This is a genomic window from Ensifer sp. Root127, assembly GCF_001425225.1.
GTDB lineage: Bacteria > Pseudomonadota > Alphaproteobacteria > Rhizobiales > Rhizobiaceae > Ensifer > Ensifer canadensis.
The window spans coordinates 61,347-83,401 of record NZ_LMDX01000007.1; the positions used below are offsets into that span (position 1 = coordinate 61,347).

General features: G+C 62.9%; 23 protein-coding genes. 20 read left to right on the forward strand and 3 right to left on the reverse strand.

Translation table 11 applies throughout. The annotated features are described in order from the left end of the window. Window positions 1-163 precede the first annotated feature (163 nt). On the forward strand, window positions 164-1,111 hold the full coding sequence (locus ASD03_RS10490) for a DUF817 domain-containing protein (RefSeq protein ID WP_057206174.1): 948 nt from the start codon (window positions 164-166) through the stop codon (window positions 1,109-1,111). A 37-nt stretch (window positions 1,112-1,148) separates the two neighbouring features. Here ASD03_RS10490 and ASD03_RS10495 read toward each other — a convergent pair whose 3' ends face one another. After that, window positions 1,149-2,042 (reverse strand): LysR family transcriptional regulator, encoded by an 894-nt coding sequence (locus ASD03_RS10495; protein ID WP_025429914.1) that lies wholly within the window; start codon window positions 2,040-2,042, stop codon window positions 1,149-1,151. Window positions 2,043-2,267: 225 nt separating this feature from the next. Between ASD03_RS10495 and ASD03_RS10500 the strand changes: the two genes are divergently transcribed. From ASD03_RS10500 to ASD03_RS10525, 6 genes are all read left to right on the forward strand, one after another. Continuing rightward, entirely contained in the window at window positions 2,268-2,879 is a 612-nt protein-coding gene (locus tag ASD03_RS10500) for a glutathione S-transferase (protein WP_025429913.1), read from the forward strand. A 59-nt stretch (window positions 2,880-2,938) separates the two neighbouring features. Next, the gene (locus ASD03_RS10505) at window positions 2,939-4,999 is read left to right on the forward strand and encodes a pyridoxamine 5'-phosphate oxidase family protein (RefSeq protein ID WP_057213275.1); all 2,061 of its coding nucleotides are present in this window, start codon (window positions 2,939-2,941) and stop codon (window positions 4,997-4,999) included. 166 nt (window positions 5,000-5,165) lie between these two features. Further along, window positions 5,166-5,900, forward strand: a complete 735-nt coding sequence (locus tag ASD03_RS10510) for an SDR family oxidoreductase (RefSeq protein WP_057213277.1) — start codon at window positions 5,166-5,168, stop codon at window positions 5,898-5,900. Between the two features lie 10 nt (window positions 5,901-5,910). Then, window positions 5,911-6,258, forward strand: coding sequence for an Atu4866 domain-containing protein (locus tag ASD03_RS10515; RefSeq protein WP_107028379.1), 348 nt, complete (start codon window positions 5,911-5,913; stop codon window positions 6,256-6,258). Between the two features lie 119 nt (window positions 6,259-6,377). Further along, entirely contained in the window at window positions 6,378-7,280 is a 903-nt protein-coding gene (locus ASD03_RS10520; protein ID WP_244494621.1) for an AraC family transcriptional regulator, read from the forward strand. 91 nt (window positions 7,281-7,371) lie between these two features. Further along, on the forward strand, window positions 7,372-8,592 hold the full coding sequence (locus tag ASD03_RS10525) for an adenylate/guanylate cyclase domain-containing protein (RefSeq protein ID WP_057213282.1): 1,221 nt from the start codon (window positions 7,372-7,374) through the stop codon (window positions 8,590-8,592). Window positions 8,593-8,598: 6 nt separating this feature from the next. Here ASD03_RS10525 and ASD03_RS10530 read toward each other — a convergent pair whose 3' ends face one another. Next, on the reverse strand, window positions 8,599-9,495 hold the full coding sequence (locus ASD03_RS10530) for a LysR family transcriptional regulator (protein WP_057213285.1): 897 nt from the start codon (window positions 9,493-9,495) through the stop codon (window positions 8,599-8,601). A 114-nt stretch (window positions 9,496-9,609) separates the two neighbouring features. Between ASD03_RS10530 and ASD03_RS10535 the strand changes: the two genes are divergently transcribed. Genes ASD03_RS10535 through ASD03_RS10545 form a run of 3 tightly spaced genes read left to right on the forward strand, consistent with a single transcriptional unit; the run spans window position 9,610 to window position 11,849 of the window. Then, a complete protein-coding gene (locus ASD03_RS10535; protein ID WP_057213287.1) occupies window positions 9,610-10,350 on the forward strand; it encodes an SDR family oxidoreductase in 741 nt (246 codons plus the stop codon). Between the two features lie 51 nt (window positions 10,351-10,401). Then, complete coding sequence (locus tag ASD03_RS10540) at window positions 10,402-11,298, forward strand: SDR family oxidoreductase (RefSeq protein WP_057213290.1); 897 nt, start codon at window positions 10,402-10,404, stop codon at window positions 11,296-11,298. A gap of 50 nt (window positions 11,299-11,348) precedes the next feature. Then, the gene (locus tag ASD03_RS10545; RefSeq protein ID WP_057213293.1) at window positions 11,349-11,849 is read left to right on the forward strand and encodes a DUF1097 domain-containing protein; all 501 of its coding nucleotides are present in this window, start codon (window positions 11,349-11,351) and stop codon (window positions 11,847-11,849) included. A gap of 82 nt (window positions 11,850-11,931) precedes the next feature. On the opposite strand, the gene ASD03_RS10550 is transcribed toward ASD03_RS10545, so the two are convergent. Then, window positions 11,932-12,231, reverse strand: a complete 300-nt coding sequence (locus ASD03_RS10550; RefSeq protein WP_025429903.1) for a DUF6074 family protein — start codon at window positions 12,229-12,231, stop codon at window positions 11,932-11,934. Between the two features lie 234 nt (window positions 12,232-12,465). Between ASD03_RS10550 and ASD03_RS10555 the strand changes: the two genes are divergently transcribed. From ASD03_RS10555 to ASD03_RS38795, 10 genes are all read left to right on the forward strand, one after another. After that, window positions 12,466-14,184 (forward strand): ABC transporter ATP-binding protein, encoded by a 1,719-nt coding sequence (locus ASD03_RS10555; protein ID WP_057213295.1) that lies wholly within the window; start codon window positions 12,466-12,468, stop codon window positions 14,182-14,184. Window positions 14,185-14,329: 145 nt separating this feature from the next. Then, window positions 14,330-15,892 carry a D-aminopeptidase gene (locus tag ASD03_RS10560; protein ID WP_057213297.1) on the forward strand — a complete coding sequence of 521 codons (1,563 nt, stop codon included), beginning with the start codon at window positions 14,330-14,332 and terminating at the stop codon, window positions 15,890-15,892. A gap of 110 nt (window positions 15,893-16,002) precedes the next feature. After that, on the forward strand, window positions 16,003-16,746 hold the full coding sequence (locus ASD03_RS10565) for a pseudouridine synthase (protein ID WP_082557292.1): 744 nt from the start codon (window positions 16,003-16,005) through the stop codon (window positions 16,744-16,746). A 256-nt stretch (window positions 16,747-17,002) separates the two neighbouring features. Then, window positions 17,003-17,980 carry a tripartite tricarboxylate transporter substrate-binding protein gene (locus ASD03_RS10570; protein ID WP_025429899.1) on the forward strand — a complete coding sequence of 326 codons (978 nt, stop codon included), beginning with the start codon at window positions 17,003-17,005 and terminating at the stop codon, window positions 17,978-17,980. Window positions 17,981-18,219: 239 nt separating this feature from the next. Then, complete coding sequence (locus ASD03_RS10575) at window positions 18,220-18,681, forward strand: tripartite tricarboxylate transporter TctB family protein (RefSeq protein ID WP_057213301.1); 462 nt, start codon at window positions 18,220-18,222, stop codon at window positions 18,679-18,681. A gap of 10 nt (window positions 18,682-18,691) precedes the next feature. Continuing rightward, the gene (locus ASD03_RS10580) at window positions 18,692-20,197 is read left to right on the forward strand and encodes a tripartite tricarboxylate transporter permease (RefSeq protein WP_025429897.1); all 1,506 of its coding nucleotides are present in this window, start codon (window positions 18,692-18,694) and stop codon (window positions 20,195-20,197) included. Window positions 20,198-20,328: 131 nt separating this feature from the next. Continuing rightward, complete coding sequence (locus tag ASD03_RS10585; protein WP_057213305.1) at window positions 20,329-20,706, forward strand: hypothetical protein; 378 nt, start codon at window positions 20,329-20,331, stop codon at window positions 20,704-20,706. 33 nt (window positions 20,707-20,739) lie between these two features. Continuing rightward, window positions 20,740-21,489: a helix-turn-helix domain-containing protein gene (locus ASD03_RS10590; protein ID WP_057213307.1), complete on the forward strand. Its 750-nt coding sequence runs from the start codon at window positions 20,740-20,742 to the stop codon at window positions 21,487-21,489. 75 nt (window positions 21,490-21,564) lie between these two features. Next, a complete protein-coding gene (locus ASD03_RS10595; RefSeq protein WP_038578024.1) occupies window positions 21,565-21,780 on the forward strand; it encodes a hypothetical protein in 216 nt (71 codons plus the stop codon). 24 nt (window positions 21,781-21,804) lie between these two features. Continuing rightward, a complete protein-coding gene (locus ASD03_RS38795) occupies window positions 21,805-21,972 on the forward strand; it encodes a hypothetical protein (RefSeq protein WP_156407930.1) in 168 nt (55 codons plus the stop codon). The last annotated feature ends 83 nt before the right edge of the window (window positions 21,973-22,055 follow it).

Here is a 22,055-nt window from a genome sequence, read left to right on the forward strand (position 1 = left end):
TCAACGAGTTAGATCATTTCACTGTTTCGGTGAAACAGTGAAATGATCTAGACAAGCGTGTGGATCAGCCGGAACCGTCCAGCTCCGACTGATCCACAATTCGACCGCATTGCCTCGGCATCGCTCCATCGGCACTGGCAAGGAGGCGAATCGCGTGGCTCGGCTGTCGGACGAAAAACGGTTCACCTCGCGCGAAGCGCGCATCGATGCGGCCGCCCACCGGTTGCTCGACCGGCTTCCTGACCGCGGCTTGCTTGGCGGCCTGACGGAGCTGCTGGTCTTCGGCATCAAGCAGGCTTTCGCATGCCTCTTCGGCGGCGCCATGCTGACGCTCATGATTGCAACCAAGCTGTTCTGGCCGGACGCAATCGGCTTTGCCCGCTATGATTTCCTTTTCCTCGCCGCACTCGGCATTCAGCTTCTGATGCTGGCCTTTAAGCTCGAGACCATTGCCGAAGCCAAGGTTATCCTGATCTTCCATATCGTCGGTACGCTCATGGAGATTTTCAAGACGTCCGTCGGTTCCTGGATCTATCCGGAGCCCAGTTTCTTTCGCATCGGCGGCGTGCCGCTCTTTTCAGGATTCATGTATGCCGCCGTCGGTTCCTACCTGGCGCGCGTGACCCGCATTCTCGACCTGCATTACACCCATTATCCGCCCCGCTCTGCGACGGTGCTGCTGGCGCTCGCCATCTATGCCAATTTCTTCACGCACCACTTCGTCATCGACCTGCGTTATCTGCTGTTTGCAATCATCGCGATCCTGTTCTGGCGCACGAATGTGCACTACCGTGTCTTCCGGTTCCGCCACCGCATGCCGCTGCTCATCGGTTTTCTGCTCATCGCTCTGTTCATCTGGTTTGCCGAAAATATCGGAACCTGGTCGCGCGCCTGGATCTATCCCTCGCAGCACGCCGGCTGGACACCGGTATCGCTGCAAAAGCTAGGCGCCTGGTATCTGCTGATGATCCTGTCCTTCGTTCTGGTCACGCTCGTCCACCGGCCGCGACCGCTACAAGCGATGCATCAGCCTCGGCCGGCCCGTGACCCGCAAGCGGTGACCGCTGAAGGGGGCGTCGTCATCCGCGAGGCGCCGCAGATCAGCTCGTGATATCAGCGTAAGATCCGCAAGGAAGGTGCGGCCGTCGTCATTTCAGCACTGCTCTCAGCCGGAGCGCGGCGAAATCGACGAATGCCCTGAGTTTCATCGGCACGAGACCCTGCGGCAGATAGACCAGTTGAACCGGCAGCGCCGGATGTTCGAAGGGTTCCAGCAACGGCACAAGCAAACGATCGGCGACGGCGCGTGCCGCCTGATAGGACAGAACACGCGTCAGGCCGAGGCCGGCAACCGCCGCGTCGACGGCAGCCTCCGCGGTGTTGACCACGAGGCGTGAGTGGATCGGCGTGGCCATCTCGCCCCTCTCATCGGCAAAGCTCCAGCTGCGGTTCGACATCAAACCTTCGAACGTGATGCAATCATGGTCGGCAAGTTCGTGCGGATGGCCAGGCTGGCCATGTCTGGCGACATAGCTCGGGCTCCCATAGACGACACGCCGTATCGTGCCGAGCTTAGTGGCGATCAGGTTGCTGTCCGGCAGGTTGCCGATCCTGAGCGCAACATCGATGTGATCGTCGATGAGGTTGACGAGCCGGTCGCCAAGCGACAAGCGCATGTTGACCTCAGGGTTGGCTTTCAGAAAATCGACGACGACCGGCAACACGTGCAGCCGTCCGAAAACGATCGGCGCCGTCATCGTCAGATCGCCCTTGACCGTCGAGTATTCGCCGGCCGCTACCCGCTCCGCCTCGTCGACCCGAGCAAGAATTTCCCGCGCCGCTTCGACATAGGATCGCCCTGCCTCGGTCAGCTGGATCCTGCGGTTCGTCCTGGTCAGCAATTGCGCACCGAGGTGGGCTTCAAGCTCCGAAACCTTGCGACTGACCGTCGCCAGCGGCATGCGCAGCTGCCGCGACGCGGCAGACAGGCTCCCGCCCTCGATAACACCGAGAAGCACGGTCATTGCATCCAGTCGATCCATCTGCCTTCCAATAATCGAGAGACCATCTATCACGAAGGCACTCTACAGCCAAAATCTGGAAGGGCATAGATTGCTGAAGAAGGCAGTTCATTCCGAACTGCCCGGAAGCGCCGAACGAGCTGCAATGATCCGGCTTTCGCAATCGCCAGACGCTGCCGAGTGACCGCATCATGCATCCGCCGACGCTCCAGATCGACGGACGCCGCTACCAAAGGGAACATGACCATGAAACTCTACCGCCACCCGCTTTCGGGCCACTCGCATCGCGCTCAGCTCTTTCTGGCTCTGCTTGGCGCGCCGCACGAACTCGTCGATGTCGACCTGATGGCAAGGGCGCACAAGGCGCCGGATTTCCTCAAGCTCAACGCCTTCGGTCAGGTCCCTGTGCTCGACGACGACGGCACCATCGTGACGGATTCCAACGCCATCCTCGTTTATCTCGCCAAGAAGCTCGGTCGCACCGACTGGCTGCCGGAAGACGCCGTCGGTGCGGCGAAAGTGCAAAAATGGCTTTCGGTCGCCGCCGGCGAGATCGCCTACGGACCGGCCGCCGCACGGCTCGTCACAGTCTTCGGCGCAAACCTTCGCCCCGAAGAGGTGATCTCCCGAGCGCATCGCATCCTGGAACTGCTCGACGCAGAACTCACTGAGCGTGATTTCCTTTTGGGCAGCCGGCCGACCATCGCCGACGTCGCGCTTTACAGCTATGTCTCCAGCGCGCCCGAAGGAAATGTCGACCTCGGCAACTATGCCAACGTGCGCAACTGGCTGGGGCGGATCGAAGCCCTGCCCGGTTTCGTCGGCTTCCAGAAAACCGCAGCGGGCCTTGCCGCATGATTGTCCTGCCAGGGCGGACTGCTCCGCCCTGGCCTTTCTCATCAGAAAGGAAGCCACCGATGCTGGAGAAGATCGAGCCGACCCACGCCGCGTCCCCCTGGCATGAGGGCGAACTTGCCATTCAACGCAGCCTCGGCGTTGTCGACCGCATGGACGCGCCGGGCCGCAATTTCGTTCGTTCCTTCATGCCCGAGCAGCACCAGCAGTTTTTTCCGATGTTGCCCTTCATCGTGCTTGGAGCCGTCGATCCCGCCGGCGATGTCTGGGCAAGCCTGCGGGCGGGTGAACCGGGCTTCATGCAGGCGCCGGACGCACATGCCCTCAATGTCCAGCTGCCACGCGACCGAAACGACCCGGCCGACGGGGGCATGGAGGATGGCGCCGCCATTGCCGTGCTCGGCATCCAGTTGGAAACGCGGCGCCGGAATCGGTTGAACGGCACCATCCGACGGACAGCGGACGATCGCTTTGTTGTCGCCGTCGGCCAGAGCTTCGGCAACTGTCCGCAATATATCCAGTTGCGGGATTTTTCATTCACGCGGGAACCGAACGCTCCACCAAAGGCGCCCCCCGTTCACCTCGACAGTCTCGATGCGCGCGCGAAAGAAATCATCGCCAACGCCGACACATTCTTCGTTGCCTCCTATGTCGACCGCGACAATGGCGAGCGTCAGGTCGACGTCTCGCATCGCGGTGGCAAGACCGGCTTTGTCCACGTCAGCGAGGATGGCGTGCTGACGATCCCTGACTTCGCCGGCAATCTGTTCTTCAACACACTGGGCAATTTCATGCTCAACCCCAGGGCAGGCCTGCTCTTCGTCGATTTTGCGACCGGGGACATGCTACAGATGACGGGCGAGGCCGAAGTCATCCTCGCCTCGCCGGAAATCGACGCGTTCCAAGGCGCCGAACGCCTCTGGCATTTTCGACCGCGGCAGGTGATCTACCGGCCTGATGGTTCGCCGCTTCGCTGGTCCTTCGGGCAGGCAGGCTGGTCGCCCAATTCGCTGATGACAGGCGATTGGCAGCAGACGGAGGACCGTCTGCGCGCCGCCGCCCGCGCCGGAGAATGGCGGCCATTTCGGATCGTGCGTACGAGGGACGAGAGCGCGACCATCCGCTCGCTCTACCTGGAGCCGGCCGATGATGCCGGTCTGACATCGTTTCATGCCGGCCAGCATCTGTCGATCCGGCTCAAGGCGGAAGGCAAGCCGATCGTTCGCAGCTACACGCTTTCGGCCGCCCCCTCAGACGCTGCCTACCGCATCAGCGTCAAGCGTGACGGCGCCGTCTCCTCCCTCCTGCATCGCCTCAGCTCCGGTGATGTCATCGAGGCCCGCGCGCCGGCTGGCAGTTTCGTCATCGACGCGAGCGAGCGGCGGCCGGCGGTGCTGCTTGCCGCCGGCGTCGGCATCACGCCGATGATCGCGATGTTGCGCCACATCCTCTATGAGGGCTTGCGCAAGCGGCGTATCCGCCCGACATGGCTGTTCCAATCCGCCCGCAGTCTCGATGAACGCGCCTTCAACCAGGAGATCGCCTCCCTCGTCGATGCCGGCCAAGGCAAAATCCGCCTGACGCGCGTGTTCAGCCAAACGGATGGCGCACGCAAGGGCGAGGATTACGACACAGCCGGGCGCATCGACATCCCGTTGCTGCAATCCACCCTGCCCTTCGACGACTACGACTTCTATCTCTGCGGCCCGCGGGCTTTCATGCAATCGCTCTATGACGGACTGCGTGCGTTGAACGTCGCCGACGCCCGTATCCATGCGGAGACATTCGGCCTGTCGTCGCTGACCCGCAACCTCGACGCAGGATTGCCGACGGTGTCGAAGCCGCCTGCCAACACGTCGGTCCGCGTGATTTTTACCGACTCCGGCAAGGAAGCCCGTTGGCAACCGGGCGAAGGTACCCTGCTCGAGCTGGCCGAAGCCCGCGGCCTTTCGCCCGAATATGGTTGCCGCAACGGCAGTTGCGGCAGTTGCAGCACGCGGGTTCTGGAAGGCGAGGTCGCCTATCCCCAGCAACCGTCCTTCGAGGTCGGCCAAGGCGAGGCATTGATCTGCTGCGCCGTTCCGGCGGAAAATGACGGGCAGGCGCTCCAGTTGGCCGTCTAGACCCGCGGCACCGGGGCGCCCGACGACGGGTCAGGACCGTAGCGGCGGGCCATTCGGAGAATCGTGCAAGAATGCCGGAGTGCTGTTCTACCGCTCCATCGACCGGAGAGCGCATGGTGACTTTCAGAACCGGGGACGCCCCGGCCCATCGCGAAAGGAACCAAGCATGTCCGAGCTTCAAGGAAAAGTCGTCGCCATCACCGGCGCCAGCAGCGGCATTGGCGAGGCGGCCGCCCGATATCTGGCCGCCGCCGGTGCCCGCGTCATTCTTGGCGCCCGCCGCACCGATCGTCTGGAAACCCTTGCCGGCGAAATCCGCGCCGCCGGCGGCACCGCCAGCTTCAAGGCGCTGGATGTCACCGACCTTGCCAATATGCAGGCCTTCGTAGCCCATGCCGTTTCCGAGTTCGGACGGCTTGACGTCATCGTCAACAATGCCGGCGTCATGCCGCTGTCGCCACTTTCGGCCCTCAAGGTCGACGAGTGGAACCGGATGATCGATGTCAACATCCGCGGCGTGCTGAATGGCATCGCCGCCAGCCTGCCCGTGATGACCGAGCAGGGCAACGGCCAGATCGTCAACCTGTCGTCGATCGGCGGTCACGCCGTCTCGCCGACCGCCGCCGTCTATTGCGCCACGAAGTTCGCCGTCCGGGCGATTTCCGATGGCCTTCGCCAGGAAACCGATCGCATCCGCGTCAGCGTGGTCTCGCCCGGCGTCACCGAATCGGAACTGGCCGACAGCATCTCTGACGAGACTGCCCGCGGCGCAATGCGCGACTTCCGGCGCATCGCCATCCCGGCCACCGCAATTGCCCGGGCAATCGCCTATGCCATCGAACAGCCCTCAGATGTCGATGTCAGCGAGATCATCGTGCGCCCGACGGCAAGCCCGCACTGATCAGGAACAAATGGAGCGCTCGCAGATGAGCCGCGCTTTTCGAACATGGGTGGTATTGGGTCTCTTCCTTTCCGCCCCGACGCCAGATCCGTCATCCGCACAGGAGAAAATCATGCAACAGGCGCCGCATCCATATGTCGGCATGTGGGTTACCGAAGACGGCCGTATCCGCCACCACCTCCTGCCTGATGGCCGCTATGACGAAGCGCGAGGCAAACGGCAGAGCGCCTATCAGGGCCGTTACTGGGTGACCGGCAATCATATCGACTATGTCGACGATACCGGTTTTACCGCCGACGGCGATTTCATCGACGGTGTGCTCTATCATGCCGGCATGATCCTGCGCCGGGAAGACTAGGCCAAGGGGCAGCGGCGGCTGGTGGCATCCGCCGCTGCCGCACCAATTATCCCGTTGAACTTGCGCCCGGAAAAGGTCAGCCTCTGCCGGACGCCAATCCCGCATAAAGGAAAACGGCCTTGGGCGATCTCGATGAATTCCAGCACCTGATGGAGCGCAACAGCGGCATCGACGGCGTGCTGTCGACGGCGATACCGCGCCTCATCCTGATCCGATCGTCGAGCCCGACCGAGCCGATCCATACGTTGCATGAACCCGCCGTCTGCTTCATCGCGCAAGGATCCAAGCAGGTGATGCTGGGCGAGACGGTCCACACCTACGATCCAAACCGGTATCTCACCGTTTCCGTCGACCTGCCGGTCATCGGCCAGGTCATCGACGCGTCACCGGAAAAACCCTATCTCTGCCTGCGCCTCGACCTCGACCCGACGATGCTGAGTGCATTGGTGCTCGAGGCTGGCCACTCGCCGATCGATGGCGGCGTGCCCGGACCCGGGCTGTTCCTCAGCGACACCACCGCCGAGCTGCTCGACGCGATCGTCCGGCTGCTGCGCCTGCTCGACCGGCCGGAGGAAATCGCCGTGCTGGCGCCGCTGGCGGAACGCGAGATCCTCTACCGTCTGCTGATGGGTGAGCAGGGTCACCGACTGCGCCAGATCGCCCGCTCCGAGAGCAAGCTGACCCAGGTCAACCGCGCGATCGACCTCATCAAACGCGACTTCCGCAAGCCGCTGCGCATCGAAGATCTGGCAGCAAAAGCCAATATGAGCCTCTCGTCCTTTCATCAGCATTTCAAGGCGGTGACGGCGATGAGCCCGCTGCAATATCAAAAGCAGCTCCGGCTGCAGGAGGCTCGACGATTGATCCTCAGCCAGGCGATCGATGCGGCCACGGCCGGGCATCATGTGGGCTACGACAGTCCTTCGCAGTTTTCGCGCGAATACGCCCGCCTTTTCGGTGCGCCGCCGCTACGCGACATCGCGCGGCTGCGGGCTGCACCTTCCTATCTGCTTGAGGCCTGAATCGCTTCAGGTGCTGGAACCGCGCCGGCACTTTGGCTATTGATAACGCAGACTGCGCCAAGCCACCGGCAGCTCCAGAGCGGGACCCGTTATGAACGACCAACAGATCCGCGACATCATCCTCTGGCTGTCGGAAGAGGGCCTCAAGGGCCTGCAAGAACCCGAGATGCTTGCCGGCTTCTGCGAGCGCTGCATTGCCGCGGGCATGGACATTGCCCGTGGCCAGGGGCTGATCGACACGTTGCATCCGGAATTCGAGGGCCGGGCCTTCCAGTGGAACCGCGAAAGCGACGTGGCGCCGGAGGTCGTGCAATATTCCTCGACCACCGGCGGAGAAGCGCAGGCGAATTGGCATCGCTCGATCTTCTACCACATGCTGACGGCGTGCGAGCCGGAGCGGCGCGTGCGCCTCGCCGACGAGCGCTCGGTGCAATATCATGTGCTCGACCGCCTGAAGGCGGAAGGCCACACCGATTGCATCAACATGATCCATCACTTCACCGACCAGGGCCGCGTCGGCGAGATGGATTGCTTCTATTCCTACTGGACCACACGCCGGCAAAGCGGCTTTGCCGAAGAAGAAATCGCCGCCCTTCGCATTCTCCTGCCGACCCTTGCGCTGGCGGTAAAGACCACGTCCTGCGTCCGGATCATCAGCACACTCGCCGATGTCTATCTCGGCGCCGATGCCGGCCGGCGCGTGGTCGAAGGCAGCATCGTGCGCGGCGAGGCCGAGCGCATCGAAACCGTCATGTGGTTTTCGGACCTGCGCAACTACACCCGGATCTCCGACGCAGCCGCCCCGGAAGACATCATCCCCTTCCTCAACGATTATTCGGGGATGGTCATCTCAGCCATCCACGATCACGGCGGCAGCGTGCTCAAGCTGATCGGCGACGGCGTACTTGCCATCTTCAATGCCGACGAGCCAACGACTGCCTGCGCGAACGCAACCGCCGCCGAGCGGCAATTGCGGCGCATGCTGGTGGCGTTGAATGCGCGCCGGCAGGAGGAGGGAAAGCCGACGACCGACGTCTATCTCGGCCTGCACATCGGCGAGGTCTTCTACGGCAATATCGGCAGCCAGAACCGTCTCGACTTCACCGTCGTCGGCCCCGCGGTCAACGAAGTCAGCCGTATCGCCTCGATGTGCCGCTCGGTCGAACGACAGGTGATCATGTCGGCGGATTTCGTCGAGGCCTGCCCGCCTGAGCTTCAGGCAGACGCTGTTTCGCTCGGACGTTTTGCCCTGCGGGGGATTGCCCGAGCAAAGGAACTGTTCACCTGGGATCCAGAACTGCCGACGGATTGATGCACATTATCGATCGCGACCCTCGGCGAACACGCCAGCCAGCCAGTCGATGAAGACGCGCACCCGCGGCGAAAGCTGGCGGTTGCGCGGATAGAGCAGGAAAACCGGCGTCGGCGTCGGACGGCAGTTTTCAAGCACCTCGACCAGCGTACCCTCGTGGAGATCTCGCTCGACATGGTAACGCGGCACCTGAATGAGCCCGAGCCCCAGCCTTGCGGCAGCAACGAAGCTTTCGGCGGCGTTAACCGCGACCGTCACCGGCAGTGCGACATATTCGACCTTGCCCCCAATCTGGAATTCGAGCGGTATCGGAGCGCCTGAAGTCGACGAACGAAAGCCGACCATGCGATGCCCTTCCAGGCTATCGAACCTTTCGGGCCTGCCGTGGCGGGCGATATAGTCGGGTGACGCACAGGTGATCTCATCGAGCATCGTCATGCGCCGCCCGATCATCTCGCTGTCCTGCGGCTCGCCGACCCGCAGCACACAATCGATGCCTTCCCGAATGAGATCGACCAAACGGTCGCCCTCGCTCATGTAGAGTTCGATCTCAGGGTAGGTCGCGAGAAAGGCGGGCAGGCTCGGCAGCACGAAGTGGCGTGCCAGCGTTCCATGCACGTCGATGCGAAGCAGGCCTTTGGGCCTGGCGCCGGCAAAGGCGCCTTCGGCATCTTCGATATCGTCGAGAATGGAGATGCAGCGCTGGTGATAGGCAGCACCGTCCAATGTCGGGCTAACATGGCGCGTCGTGCGCTGCAGCAGGCGAACACCCAGCCGTGCTTCCAACTGCTTAACCGCATCGGTCACCGTCGAGCGCGGCAGGCCAAGATCATCAGCGGCCTGCGTGAAACTGCGCCTCTCGACGACGCGCGAGAACACGCGCATGGCATCGAACCTGTCCATTTGTTCGCAATCTCCGGATTATGTTGCCGGATTATGCATGATTATCCGAGTCACGAAAGACGTCATCTTCTCCTCACCAACAAGCCAAGCGCTTCACAACGAAGGAGAAACATCATGCAGGAACACACCAACAGGGTCGCCATCGTTACCGGCGCCTCGCGCGGCATCGGTGCGGCGATTGCCGAACGCCTGGCCGCCGACTGCCTCACGGTCGTCATCAACTATGCCGGTGACGCCGCCTCCGCCGAGAAGTTGGCACGAAAGATCGAGGAAAAGGGCGGCCGCGCCCTGACCGCCAGGGCCGATGTTGCCGATCCGGAAGCGGTGAAGCGCCTGTTCGACGCAACCGAGGCTGCTTTCGGCGGCATCGACATACTGATCAACAACGCTGGCGTGCTGAAGACCGCGGCACTTGCCGAAACCAGCGACGAGGAATTCGACCGTCACTTCGCCATCAACACCAAGGGCACCTTCAACACCCTGCGAGAAGCATCAAAACGCATGCGCAGCGGTGGCCGCATCGTCAACTTCTCCTCGACGACCCTCGCCCTCAACCTGCCGGGTTATGCGGTCTACAACGCCACCAAGGCGGCAGTTGAGGCGCTAACACACGTCTTTGCCAAGGAGCTTCGCGGCCGCGACATCACCGTCAACGCCGTGGCGCCAGGTCCGATTGCAACCGATCTGTTTCTGTCGGGCAAGAGCGAAGAGCTTGTCGCCCAGTTTGCCAAGATGCCGCCGCTTGAGCGGCTCGGTCAGCCGGACGACATAGCCAGTGTCGTGGCCTTCCTTGTCGGTCCCGATGCTGGCTGGGTCAACGGTCAGATCCTGCGCGCCAACGGCGGCGTTGCCTGACATCCGCGCCCATCCCTTCCCGTACCCCTTTTCGAACGAAGGAGCAGAACCATGTCTTCAGTCATTCTTGTCACCGGCGCCGGCTCCGGCATCGGCAGGCTTTCCGCCGAAGCACTTGCTCGCGCCGGACATACCGTCTACGCCTCGATGCGCGGCATCGACGGTCGTAACAGCGACCGCGCTTCAGAGATGCGCGCCGCCGCCAAGCGCGGCGGATACGATCTGCGCCCGCTCGAACTCGACGTATTGTCGCAGCCCTCCGCGGACGCCGCCGTTGCGACGATCATCACCGAGAAGGGCGGCATCGACGTCGTCATGCACAACGTCGGTCATCTCGTCATCGGTCCGGCCGAGGCGTTCACGCCGGAAGAGCTGGTCAAGGTCTTCGACACCAACCTCTTCGGCGTGCAGCGGGTCAACCGTGCCGTACTGCCGGAAATGCGCAAGCGTGAACACGGGCTTGTCCTGTGGATCAGCAGCACCACCACCAAAGGCGGTTTCCCGCCCTTCCTCGGACCCTATGCAGCTGCCAAGGCGGCGATGGATTCTCTTGCCGTTACCATGTCCTACGAACTGACGCGTTTCGGCGTCGAGACCTCGATCGTCGTGCCGGGCGCCTTTACCCGCGGGACCAATCATTTCCCAACCGCCGGGCGCCCGGCGGACGAGGAAACGGTCGCGGCCTACGCCCGCTATGACGGTCTCCTGGACCAGGTCGGCGAGCGCCTGAGCGAGTTGACGCCTGCTCATGCCGATCCACGGGCCGTTGCCGACGAAGTCGTGCGCATCGTCGGCCTGCCGGAGGGCTCGCGCCCCGCGCGATCGGTCATCGATTTCGTCGGAGACGGTGCTGCGGAAGTGATCGAGGTCGCCGAACGCATGCGCATCGACTTCGCCCGGCGCATCGGCATCGCCGACCTGCTGTCGATCGAAAAGACCCAAGCCTGACCTTGGCTGTCCGGTGAAAGCGCCCATTAAACCCATTTCGAGGATATGTCATGACCGCACAAACAGAACCAACCGACCGAGTGCCCTTCGCCTGGAAATTCAATCTGCTGACGCTCGTAGCGGCAACAACGGCCGCTGTCGCTGCCACGACTTCAGCAAGCGTCGGCTGGCCCGTCTGGGCGATGTTCATGGGGTGGGTCGCGTTCTTTACCCGCGGTCACATGGCACGTGAGGCATTGACCAGCTACATCTGCCTTGCCGTCGGCATCGCCATCGGCATGGCTGCGACCCTCGCGCTCCGGGCTTTGATGCCTGCAATGGGGGCGCTGGCCTTCGGGCCGGTCGTCTTTGTCGTCGCGATGATTGTGGTGTCCTTGCGTGCAACCGCCCCCGTCAACAACGTGCCTGCCTATTTTCTTGGCCTGATCACATTCTTCGCGGCGCATCTGGAACCGGGATGGTTCGCGTTTTGCGAACTGGCTGGTGTCGCCGGCCTCGGCTGCGCGGCCGCATGGGCGGCGCATCGTCTGCAGGGGGCCATCGGGCGCTGACCACCACGGCTCCGGCGCAAGCGCCGGGGCTTTCCCTTGCTGGCCGAGCGATCAATACGAAAGGTCGAACCGTCCGTTCGAATTACTGGCTTACTGCACCGGCGGAAAGCCGGGACTGGTGGCGCTGCCAGAGTTCGGCCTGTACCTCGGCCTGAAATGCCATGACCTGCTCACGCATTTCCGCGTCGGAGCAGCCGAGCGCAAGCAACTCGTCGGCAAGTGCCCGGCATTCCCGCCGCCAATATTGCACGGCGTCGTCACCATGGAGGTCTTCGAGTTCGGCAGCACAGATGCGAATGGTGCTCAGTCTTCTTGCCATCGGAAACGGGACGACATCACGTCCGCCAAACACCGCCGCTTCATCTGATCTATCGCCTGCCATTGCTTCATTCGCTCCCCTGCTGATTCCCTCTTCTACGGAGCTTATGGTTAACGTTTTCTTCCCTTTCCCACGTTCCGTCTCATCCGGGGATTACATGCCCGGGTTGGTGCGCTTTGTGACAGCATTGATTCGCTTTTTCGGTCGCATATCTGTTGGCATCCGGGTAAAAACATGACATTTGAACTCAGATTTTACGGCCGTTCGCAAGCGGCTGCCCATGTGAGTGCGGTTGTCATGTTGAAGCGCTTCTTCGCGTTCTACCGGCCCTATCGCGGCCTCTTCATTCTCGACTTCACCTGCGCGGTGTTGTCCGGCCTGCTGGAGCTCGGCTTTCCGGTCGCGGTCAAGCTGTTCGTCGACCAGCTGCTGCCGAGCCAGGAATGGACGCTGATCCTGCTCGCCTCCGTCGGCCTTCTCGTCGTCTATCTCGTCAATACCGGCTTGATGGCGACGGTCACCTATTGGGGACACATGCTCGGCATCAACATCGAAACCGATATGCGCCGCATGGCTTTCGATCATCTGCAGAAGCTTTCCTTCAGTTTCTTCGACAACCAGAAGACCGGCCATCTCGTCGGGCGCCTGACGAAGGACCTGGAAGAGATCGGCGAAGTCGCCCATCACGGCCCCGAGGACCTGTTCATCGCGATCATGACCTTCATCGGCGCGCTGCTTTTGATGATGACCGTGCATTGGCAACTGGCGCTGATCACGGCAGCCGTCGTGCCGATCACTGCCTGGGTCACCAGCCGTTACGGCGGCCGCATGGCCAGCAACTTCCGCAATCTTTATGGCCGCGTCGGCGACTTCAACGCCCGCATCGAGGAAAATGTCGGCGGCATCCGTGTAGTCCAGGCCTTCGCCAACGAAGAGCACGAGCGCAGCCTGTTCGAGACCGACAATCAGAACTACCGCCAAACGAAACTTGAGGCCTACCGCATCATGGCCGCCAGTACCTCGCTCAGCTACATGAGCATGCGGCTGACGCAGTTGATCGTGATGATCACCGGCAGCTACTTCGTGCTGACCGGACAATTGAGCAACGGCGGCTTCATCGGTTTCCTGCTTTTGGTCGGCGTCTTCTTCCGCCCGGTTGAGAAGATCAATTCGGTCATCGAGACCTATCCCAAGGGCATCGCCGGCTTCAAACGCTTCATCGAGCTGATGGAGACCGAGCCTGACATCGAGGATCGTCCGGCCGCCGTCGACGTGTCCGGCCTGCGCGGCGACATCACCTATCGCAACGTCTCATTCGGCTACAGCCCCGACAAGCCGACCATCGCCAACATCGACCTGACGATCAAAGCCGGAGAAACCGTGGCCTTTGTCGGCCCCTCGGGCGCCGGCAAGACGACGATCTGCTCGCTGCTGCCGCGGTTCTACGAGGTCGCCGAAGGCAGCATCACCGTCGACGGCGTCGACATTCGTGACATCAAGCTCGCCTCGCTTCGCGGGCAGATCGGCATCGTGCAGCAGGATGTTTTCCTGTTCGCCGGCACGATCCGCGACAACATCGCCTATGGACGTCTCGGCGCAAGCGAAGCCGATATCCTCGATGCCGCTCGCCGGGCCAAACTCGACGGCATGATCGCGGCTCTGCCCGACGGCATGGACACGGTCATCGGGGAGCGCGGCGTCAAGCTATCCGGCGGTCAGAAGCAGCGCCTGGCAATCGCCCGGATGTTCCTGAAGAACCCGTCAATCCTGATCCTCGACGAGGCGACGTCGGCGCTCGACACGGAAACCGAAAAGGCGATCCAGCAATCGCTTGCCGAACTTTCCAAAGGTCGAACCACACTGGTCATCGCCCACCGCCTGGCGACGATCCGCGATGCCGACCGCATCATCGTCGTCGACACGAACGGCATCAGCGAACAAGGACCACACGACACGCTGCTCGCCGCCAAGGGCACCTATAGCCGGCTTTATCACGCGCAAGCCGGATTGCGTTGAGGCCGGCGCAGCGCGGTTGCACTTGCGTTGACGGAGCGGTAGGTACGAAGCCGATCCGCCCGTCCGGGCGGCAGGTTTCCTTCCCGACCGACTGGCCCCATCGACTGGGCCTACCGACTGGCCCCACCGACTGGCATTGCGCACCATGAACACCCTGGATTTTCCCGCCCTCGAACGAGCCGTCCTCGCCTTGCCGCAGCAATACAGGGGGCCTGGCGGCGTCGTCGGTGTCGTCAGGGACGGCGAGGTCATCCTCAAGCACGTCTGGGGCTATGCCGATCTTACGGCGCGCAAGCCGATGACGGCAGGCACGCTGCTGCCGATCTGCTCGATCAGCAAACAGTTCACCTGCGCGGTGCTGCTCGACACGGTCGGCGATCCCGCCAAGCTCGATGGCGCACTCGATGCGTACCTGCCGCTGATCGAAGGCAAACGTCCGAGCGTGGCGCATCTCTGCCACAACCAGTCTGGCCTGCGCGACTACTGGGCCCTGACGGTGCTGCAGGGCGCCATGGCCGACGGCGTCTTCCGCCGTGAGCACGCCCGGCCGCTGCTGTCGCGCGCCCGCTCGACGCATTTCGAGCCCGGCACGCGCTATTCCTATTCGAACGGCAACTACCGTATCCTGGCCGACCTCATCGAAGATTTTTCGGGTCGATCGTTGTCCGAGCTCTACGACCGCAGCACTTTCGGTCCGGCCGGCATGACCACGGCCGCCCTCACCCCCGATACCAGTATCTCGCCGAACGGCGTCGTCGGCTACGAGGGCAATGAGACCACAGGCTATTTCGAGGCCGCGAACCGGATCTATTGGGCGGGGGATGCCGGTATTTCGGCGACGCTTGACGACATGCTCGCCTGGGAGCGCTTCATCGATCGTACGCGTGACGACGAAGCCGGCCTCTACCGCAGGCTTTCCGCGCCGCAGACCTATGCGGACGGGCGGGCAGCAACTTACGGCTTCGGCCTTGCCCACGAACGGATCGGCGACGTCGCGATCACCGGCCACGGCGGCGCCTTGCGCGGCTTTCGCAGCCGTCGCCTTCATGCGGCCAGTGAGCGCCTCTCGATCGTCGTGATGTTCAACCACGAGGCCGACGCCCATGCCGCGGCGACGGCACTGATGAAGGCCGCGCTCGGTCACCGCGATGCCGAGGCGGCAGCCGGCGACTGGAATAGCGAACAGTTCGGCACCTATCTCGAACCGGAGACCGGCCTGGCGCTGTCGACGCGGCCGTTGGGATCGGGGCGGCTTGAACTGCGCTTCGCGACGGCAGGAGAATCGCTGCAGATCGCAGCGGACGCTATCGCCCGCTCCGGAGCGGTTTCGTTGACGCCGAACGGCACCGGCCTGCACATGGCGCGTGAGCGCGAGAACCTGCAGACGACGGCCGAGAGGGTTGCCGGCAAGGCAAAGCCTGACATAGCCGGTCGTTACCACTCCGCAGAACTCGACGCCGACATCGATATCGTCTCGACCAGCGGCATCTTCTTTGCCGGTTTTAATGGCATGCTCGGCAAGGGTGCGATGCATGCGATGCGGCCGTTTGCCGATGATGTCTGGCTGCTCAGCTGCAAGCGCTCAATGGACGCGCCGGCGCCCGGGGACTGGACCGTACGGATCCACCGCAACGGACAGGGTGTCATTTCCGGCCTGACGATCGGATGCTGGCTTGCCCGGCAGATCGACTATATCAAGGTCGACTGAACGACGGTTCCGAGGCTTCGCGACAGGCGCCGGCAGCCAGAGATAGATGGAGACGACCCGAAGTGAGGCAGAAACGGCCGGCAGCAGGACAAGGCGAAGGCACTGGACGCATGACCGTCGACATCGGCAAGCGCGTCACCATCGCCCGTGCCCTTTCCAAGCTTGGCTACTGCTCGCGGACGCAGGCGGAAAAGCTGGTGCTTGAGGGCCGGGTCAGCATCGGCGGCCGCAAGACCACCGATCTCGCCCAATGGGTCGATATCGAAAAAGACCGCATCGCCGTCGACGGCAAGGCCGTTCTGGCGGAAGACAAGATCTACCTGATGCTCAACAAACCGCGTGGCCTGGTGACGACACGGCACGACCCGGAGGGGCGCCCAACCGTCTTTGATTGCCTGAGCGAGAGCGATGCACAGTTCCTCTCGCCGGTCGGTCGGCTGGACAAGGCGAGCGAGGGCCTGCTGCTCTTCACCAACGACACCGTGCTCGCCCAGCGCCTGCTCGACCCGGAAACCCATCTCGGCAAGGTCTATCATGTGCAGGTCTCGGGCGAGATCGGCGACGCCAAGCTCCGGTCGATGGTCGACGGCATCGACGAGGGCGGCGAGCATTTGCGCGCCGGGCGTGCCGAACAGTTAAGAGGCGGCGAGAAGAACAGCTGGATCGAGGTCGAGCTGCACGAAGGGCGCAATCGCCAGATCCGCCGCATGCTCGACGTCCTCGGCTTCGAGGTGCTGCGGCTCGTGCGCGTCTCGATCGGCGACATCGCGCTCGGAAAGCTTGCGAAAGGCGCGACGCGTCCGCTGACAACAGACGAAGTGCAGTATCTGAGGCAGCGTACGGGACAGCAATAGCCGCCGAACGGTCGTACGCGGGCAGCGTCGCCACGACCACGGGTGATCCACGGCGCCCGCAATGGGTGGAAATCCACCCACCAAGCGAGCCTCTTGTTTCCGAATCCACCCAAAACCAGACAACCGGCGGCAGAAATGCACGGCAACGCACGGCGAACCCGTTGTCTGTGCTAAGATTGCCTCTGCAAATGGGTCAACCAGAATCGGCATGGGAGGAGCCTTGCCGGCTGGTCGATGTTTCATCCGGGAGGAAAAGATGAAAACCCTGAATGCGCTTCTTGGCGCCGTTGCCGCGCTGTCCCTGTTTGCCGCTTCCGCCAATGCGCAGACCTATCCCGAACGCTCGATCACCATGGTCGTTCCGTTCTCGGCCGGCGGCCCGACGGATACCGTCGCACGCCTCGTCGCCGAATCCATGTCGAAGGATCTCGGCCAGCAGATCATCGTCGAAAACGTCGGTGGCGCCGGCGGCACGTTGGGCGCCGGTCGCGTTGCCCAGGCCGATCCGGATGGCTACACGGTCCTGCTCCACCATATCGGCATGGCAACCAGCGCCACGCTCTACCGCAAGCTCGCCTATGACACGCTGAACGCGTTCGAATATGTCGGTCTTGTCACCGAAGTGCCGATGACGATCGTCGCGCGCAAGGATCTCGAGCCGACCGATCTCAAGGGCCTCGTCGAATACGCAAAGGCCAACAAGGACACGGTCACCGTTGCCAATGCCGGCATCGGCGCTGCCTCGCACCTCTGCGGCATGATGTTCATGAGCGCCATCGAAACGCCGCTCACCACCGTTCCCTACAAAGGCACCGGTCCGGCAATGACCGATCTGCTCGGCGGTCAGGTCGACATCATGTGCGACCAGACCACCAACACCACCAAGCAGATCCAGGGCGGCACGATCAAGGCCTATGCCGTCACTTCGCCTGAACGTCTCAAGGTCTTCCCGGACCTGCCGACGACAACGGAAGGCGGCCTTCCGGGGCTGCAGGTCGGCATCTGGCACGGTGTTTATACGCCGAAGGGCACGCCGGCCGAAGTCAACGAGCGGCTGTCGAAGTCGCTGCAGGTGGCTCTCAAGGATCCGAACGTCGTTGCCCGCTTCGGCGAACTCGGCACGGTACCGTCGAGCGAAGCCGACGCCACCCCGGCAGCGCTGAAGGCCAAGCTTGAAAGCGAAATCACCCGCTGGAAGCCGGTCATCGAAGCCGCCGGCCAGTACGCCGACTAAATTGAGACGCTGCCCGCCACGATCCTTAAGCCCAAGCGGCCCGGATCGTGGCGGGTTTGTCGCCTGAGGCAGGGCATAAGGCATCGCCGGAGGGTAATCGCGCCGGCCGTCGGCTTCGGTTACACTTCAAGGTGTCATCCGATCGTCAGCCGCAAGACGTCACTGGCAACTGGCAGTCCGAGCTTGAGTTCGACCCTTCCCGATCGGCGCTCAGCCAAAAAAAACCAAATGGGGACACGATGAAATCAATCTCCTTCGACACCACCAATGCGCTCTGTGGCGGCCTCCTGACGGCCGTCGGGCTGTTCTTCGCCTGGCAGGCGTTCAACCTCGAACTCGGCACCGCATTCCGCATGGGGCCGGGCTATTTTCCGCTGGTGCTGGCCGTCATCCTGACGCTTCTCGGTATCGTGATCCTCGTTCAGTCGACCCGGGTCCAGGGAGAGCCGATCGGGGCTATCGCCGTGCGCGGCATGCTGTTCATCCTGCCGGCACCGATCTTCTTCGGCCTGACGGTTCGTGGACTGGGCTTCGTCCCGTCGTTGTTTTTTACAGCGCTCATCGCCTGCTTTGCCTCCGGCCGCATGAAACCGCTGACCGCACTCGCACTATCGCTGGCACTGACGGCTTTTTCCGTCGCGGTCTTCAGCTACGGCCTCGGCTTGCCCTTCCAGCGCTTCGGCCCCTGGACCCAGTTCTAGGAGAGGGATGATGGATCTATTCAGCAATCTTGCACTCGGTTTCACCACGGCCGCCTCGCCGGAAAACCTGCTCTTCTGCCTGATCGGCGTTCTGCTCGGCACGCTGATCGGCGTGCTGCCCGGCATCGGGGCAACGGCGACCATCGCCATGCTGCTGCCGATCACCTTTCAGCTGGAGCCGGTCTCCTCGCTGATCATGCTCGCCGGCATCTATTACGGCGCACAATACGGCGGCTCGACCACGGCGATCCTCATCAACATGCCGGGAGAATCCTCGTCTGCCGTCACCGCGATCGACGGTTACCAGATGGCCCGCAAGGGCCGCGCCGGTGCCGCACTGGCAATCGCCGCGCTCGGCTCGTTCTTCGCGGGCACGGTCTCGACCTTCCTGGTCGCGGTGTTCGCCCCGCCCCTGACCGAGATCGCGCTGAAGTTCGGCGCGGCAGAATATTTCTCGCTGATGATCGTCGGCCTCGTGTCGTCGGTCGCGCTGGCGCACGGATCGATCGTCAAGGCCTTGGCGATGGTGGCGCTCGGCCTCTTGCTCGGCCTCGTCGGCACCGACATCTACACCGGCACGCCACGCTTCACCCTGGGGATCCGGGAATATTCGGACGGCCTGAATTTCGTCGCCCTGGCGGTCGGCGTCTTCGGCATCGCCGAAATCCTGCGCAACCTCGAAAACGAGCGCACGCGCGAAGTGCTGATGGCCAAGGTCACGGACCTGATGCCGACGCGCGACGACTTCAAGCGTATGGTCGGCCCGGTTCTGCGCGGCACCGCGATCGGCTCGGCGCTGGGCATTCTGCCCGGCGGCGGCGCCATCCTCGCGGCCTTCGCCTCCTATACCGTCGAAAAGCGCGTCTCCGACCGACCGGAAGAATTCGGCCACGGCGCCATCGCCGGCGTCGCCGGCCCGGAAAGCGCCAACAACGCCGGTGCCCAGACCTCGTTCATCCCGTTGTTGACGCTCGGCATCCCGGCAAACCCGGTCATGGCGCTGATGATCGGCGCGATGATCATCCAGGGCATCGTACCCGGGCCCAACGTTGCAGCAGAACAGCCGGCGCTCTTCTGGGGCATCATCGCCTCGATGTGGATCGGCAACCTGATGCTGGTGGTGCTGAACCTGCCGCTGATCGGGCTGTGGGTGCGGCTGTTGAAGATCCCGTACTATGTGCTCTTCCCGATCATCATGGCGTTCTGCTCGATCGGCGTCTACAGCGTCAACTCCAACGTCTACGACCTCTACGCCGTCGCCTTCTTCGGCCTCGTCGGCTACCTGCTCTTGAAGCTGCGCTGCGAACCGGCTCCGCTGCTGCTCGGTTTCGTGCTTGGTCCGTTGCTGGAAGAAAACCTGCGGCGGGCGATGATCCTGTCGCGCGGCGATCCGACCACCTTCGTCACGCGGCCGATCAGCGCGATCCTGCTGTTGATCGCAGCCATGGTGCTGGTGGTGGTGTTCCTACCGAGCGTCAAGGCCAAGCGCGAGGAGGTTTTCGTCGAGGAAGAATGATCGACGGGATGCGGCATTCTGCCCCTGCGCGGTTTGCCACATTGAGGTTTGTCAATAACGTCGCCTATCCCTGAGCCATCAGATTGGCACGGGGATAGGCAAACCGAATGAAGCCTCGCACGAGGATCAGAATGCAGCAGGTCACGCGCATGTTTTGCGCAATGGCCGTGCTGCTTCTCGGCTTCGCGCACCAGGCGCCCGCAGGGGCAACGGCGCTTTCCGCGACGGCGCGGGCACAGTTCGCGCTGCCCGACGGTTCCCTGCCCGACCTCTGCCTGCCCACAGCCGCCGACGACGACGGCAACGGCAAACAACTCTCCCACAGCCACTTCTGCGGCGCCTGTCGCATCTTCTGGGCTCACTTGCCCGCACCTGCCGATGCTGCGCGCACCATCGTGCGCAAGTCCGAGACGGTACTGCCGCCGGAACAGCCGATTGCATCCGCGAGGTCACAGCTCCCGCCCAATGCCAGCCCACGCGGGCCGCCAGCATCGAGCTCCCACGCCTGAGCCCCTGTCACGACCGATCGTGACCGAACGCTGATGTCTGATCTCCACGCGTCGCTCAGCGACGATGCCGACGAGATCGCAATACGGATCGCCACCATGCCCGATACGATCACTTTCGCGGAAACAACACTTCCGCCCCCGCCCACGGCGGCCTTTTCGACGACCAAGCTCTCGCCCAACCGGCAGCGACTGGTAGGAGAGCACGCCACTCTGCTCTTCCAGGGAGGGCGAAACCGCCATCTCTATCGCGTCGTCGACGGCTGTGTCGCGCTGTCGCAATTGCTCGACGACGGCCGTCGCCAGATCACCGACGTGCTCGGCCCGGGACGGCTCTTCGGCTTCACCCATGACGGCCGCAATATCGCCACTGCCGAAACGCTGACCTTCGCCCGGATAGAGACGCTTGCCGGCAGCCAGATCGAAGACAGCGACCACGGGCCAGGTGTCGCCGCCGAGCTCAAGGCGACGCTGCACCGGATGCAGGCACACGCAACCCTGCTTGGCCGCAAGACAGCAACCGAGAAGGTTGCAACCGCGCTCATCGATCTTGCCGACCAGTTCGCATGGCGCGGTCGCGCCGGAAGCGCCGCCCGGTTCAGCTTCAACCTCTATCTCTCGCGCGCCGACCTGGCTGACTGGCTGGGCCTGACGGTCGAGACCGTCAGCCGCTGTCTCAACCGTTTCAAGCGCGACGGCCTGATCGACTTCAGCCACCCGAAGACGGTGCGCATCCTCGAAGAACTGCACTTGCGGACGATGGCAGGGCTGGTGCGCAGAGACTGACACTCGCGCAAAACCAGCTATCCCAACAGATCACAGCGGGCTTCGCGCCCGCCCCGAAAGAAAGGCTTGAAAACAATGATTGCGAAGATGGTCTATCACGTGCCGGTGTTCGGCTGGATGCTCAAGGAAGCGGCGCACGGCTCCGGCACCGCCAAGGTGCTGTTCCTCATCAACTGTATGCTGATCTGGCTGCTGGCGATCATTGCCTTCGGTTATCCTGCCATCATCATTCCGGCGCTCGCCTTGGTGCCGACGGTCTTCGTACTCCTGATCCTGATCACCACAGGCTAGCGGGCGCCGATCGCATGAGAGCCTGTGGCTGTTGCGAGAAAGACACGCGACATGATCGTGGATTGCGACCAATTCGGCGCGCCGGGGGCGTGGAATTCGCTGCTCGACACGCACCTGGCGGGCGTGATCATCGAGACCGTACTTTCGGCTCATGCGCATGCATCCGCAACGGACGCCACGGCGAAGCGATAAATTGTCTCCCCTTTGGCGACAGCCGCAGTTGCTCGAGGGGGGGGGTGCCATTATGGCTGAGAGACATGTCATTGGTCCGGGCG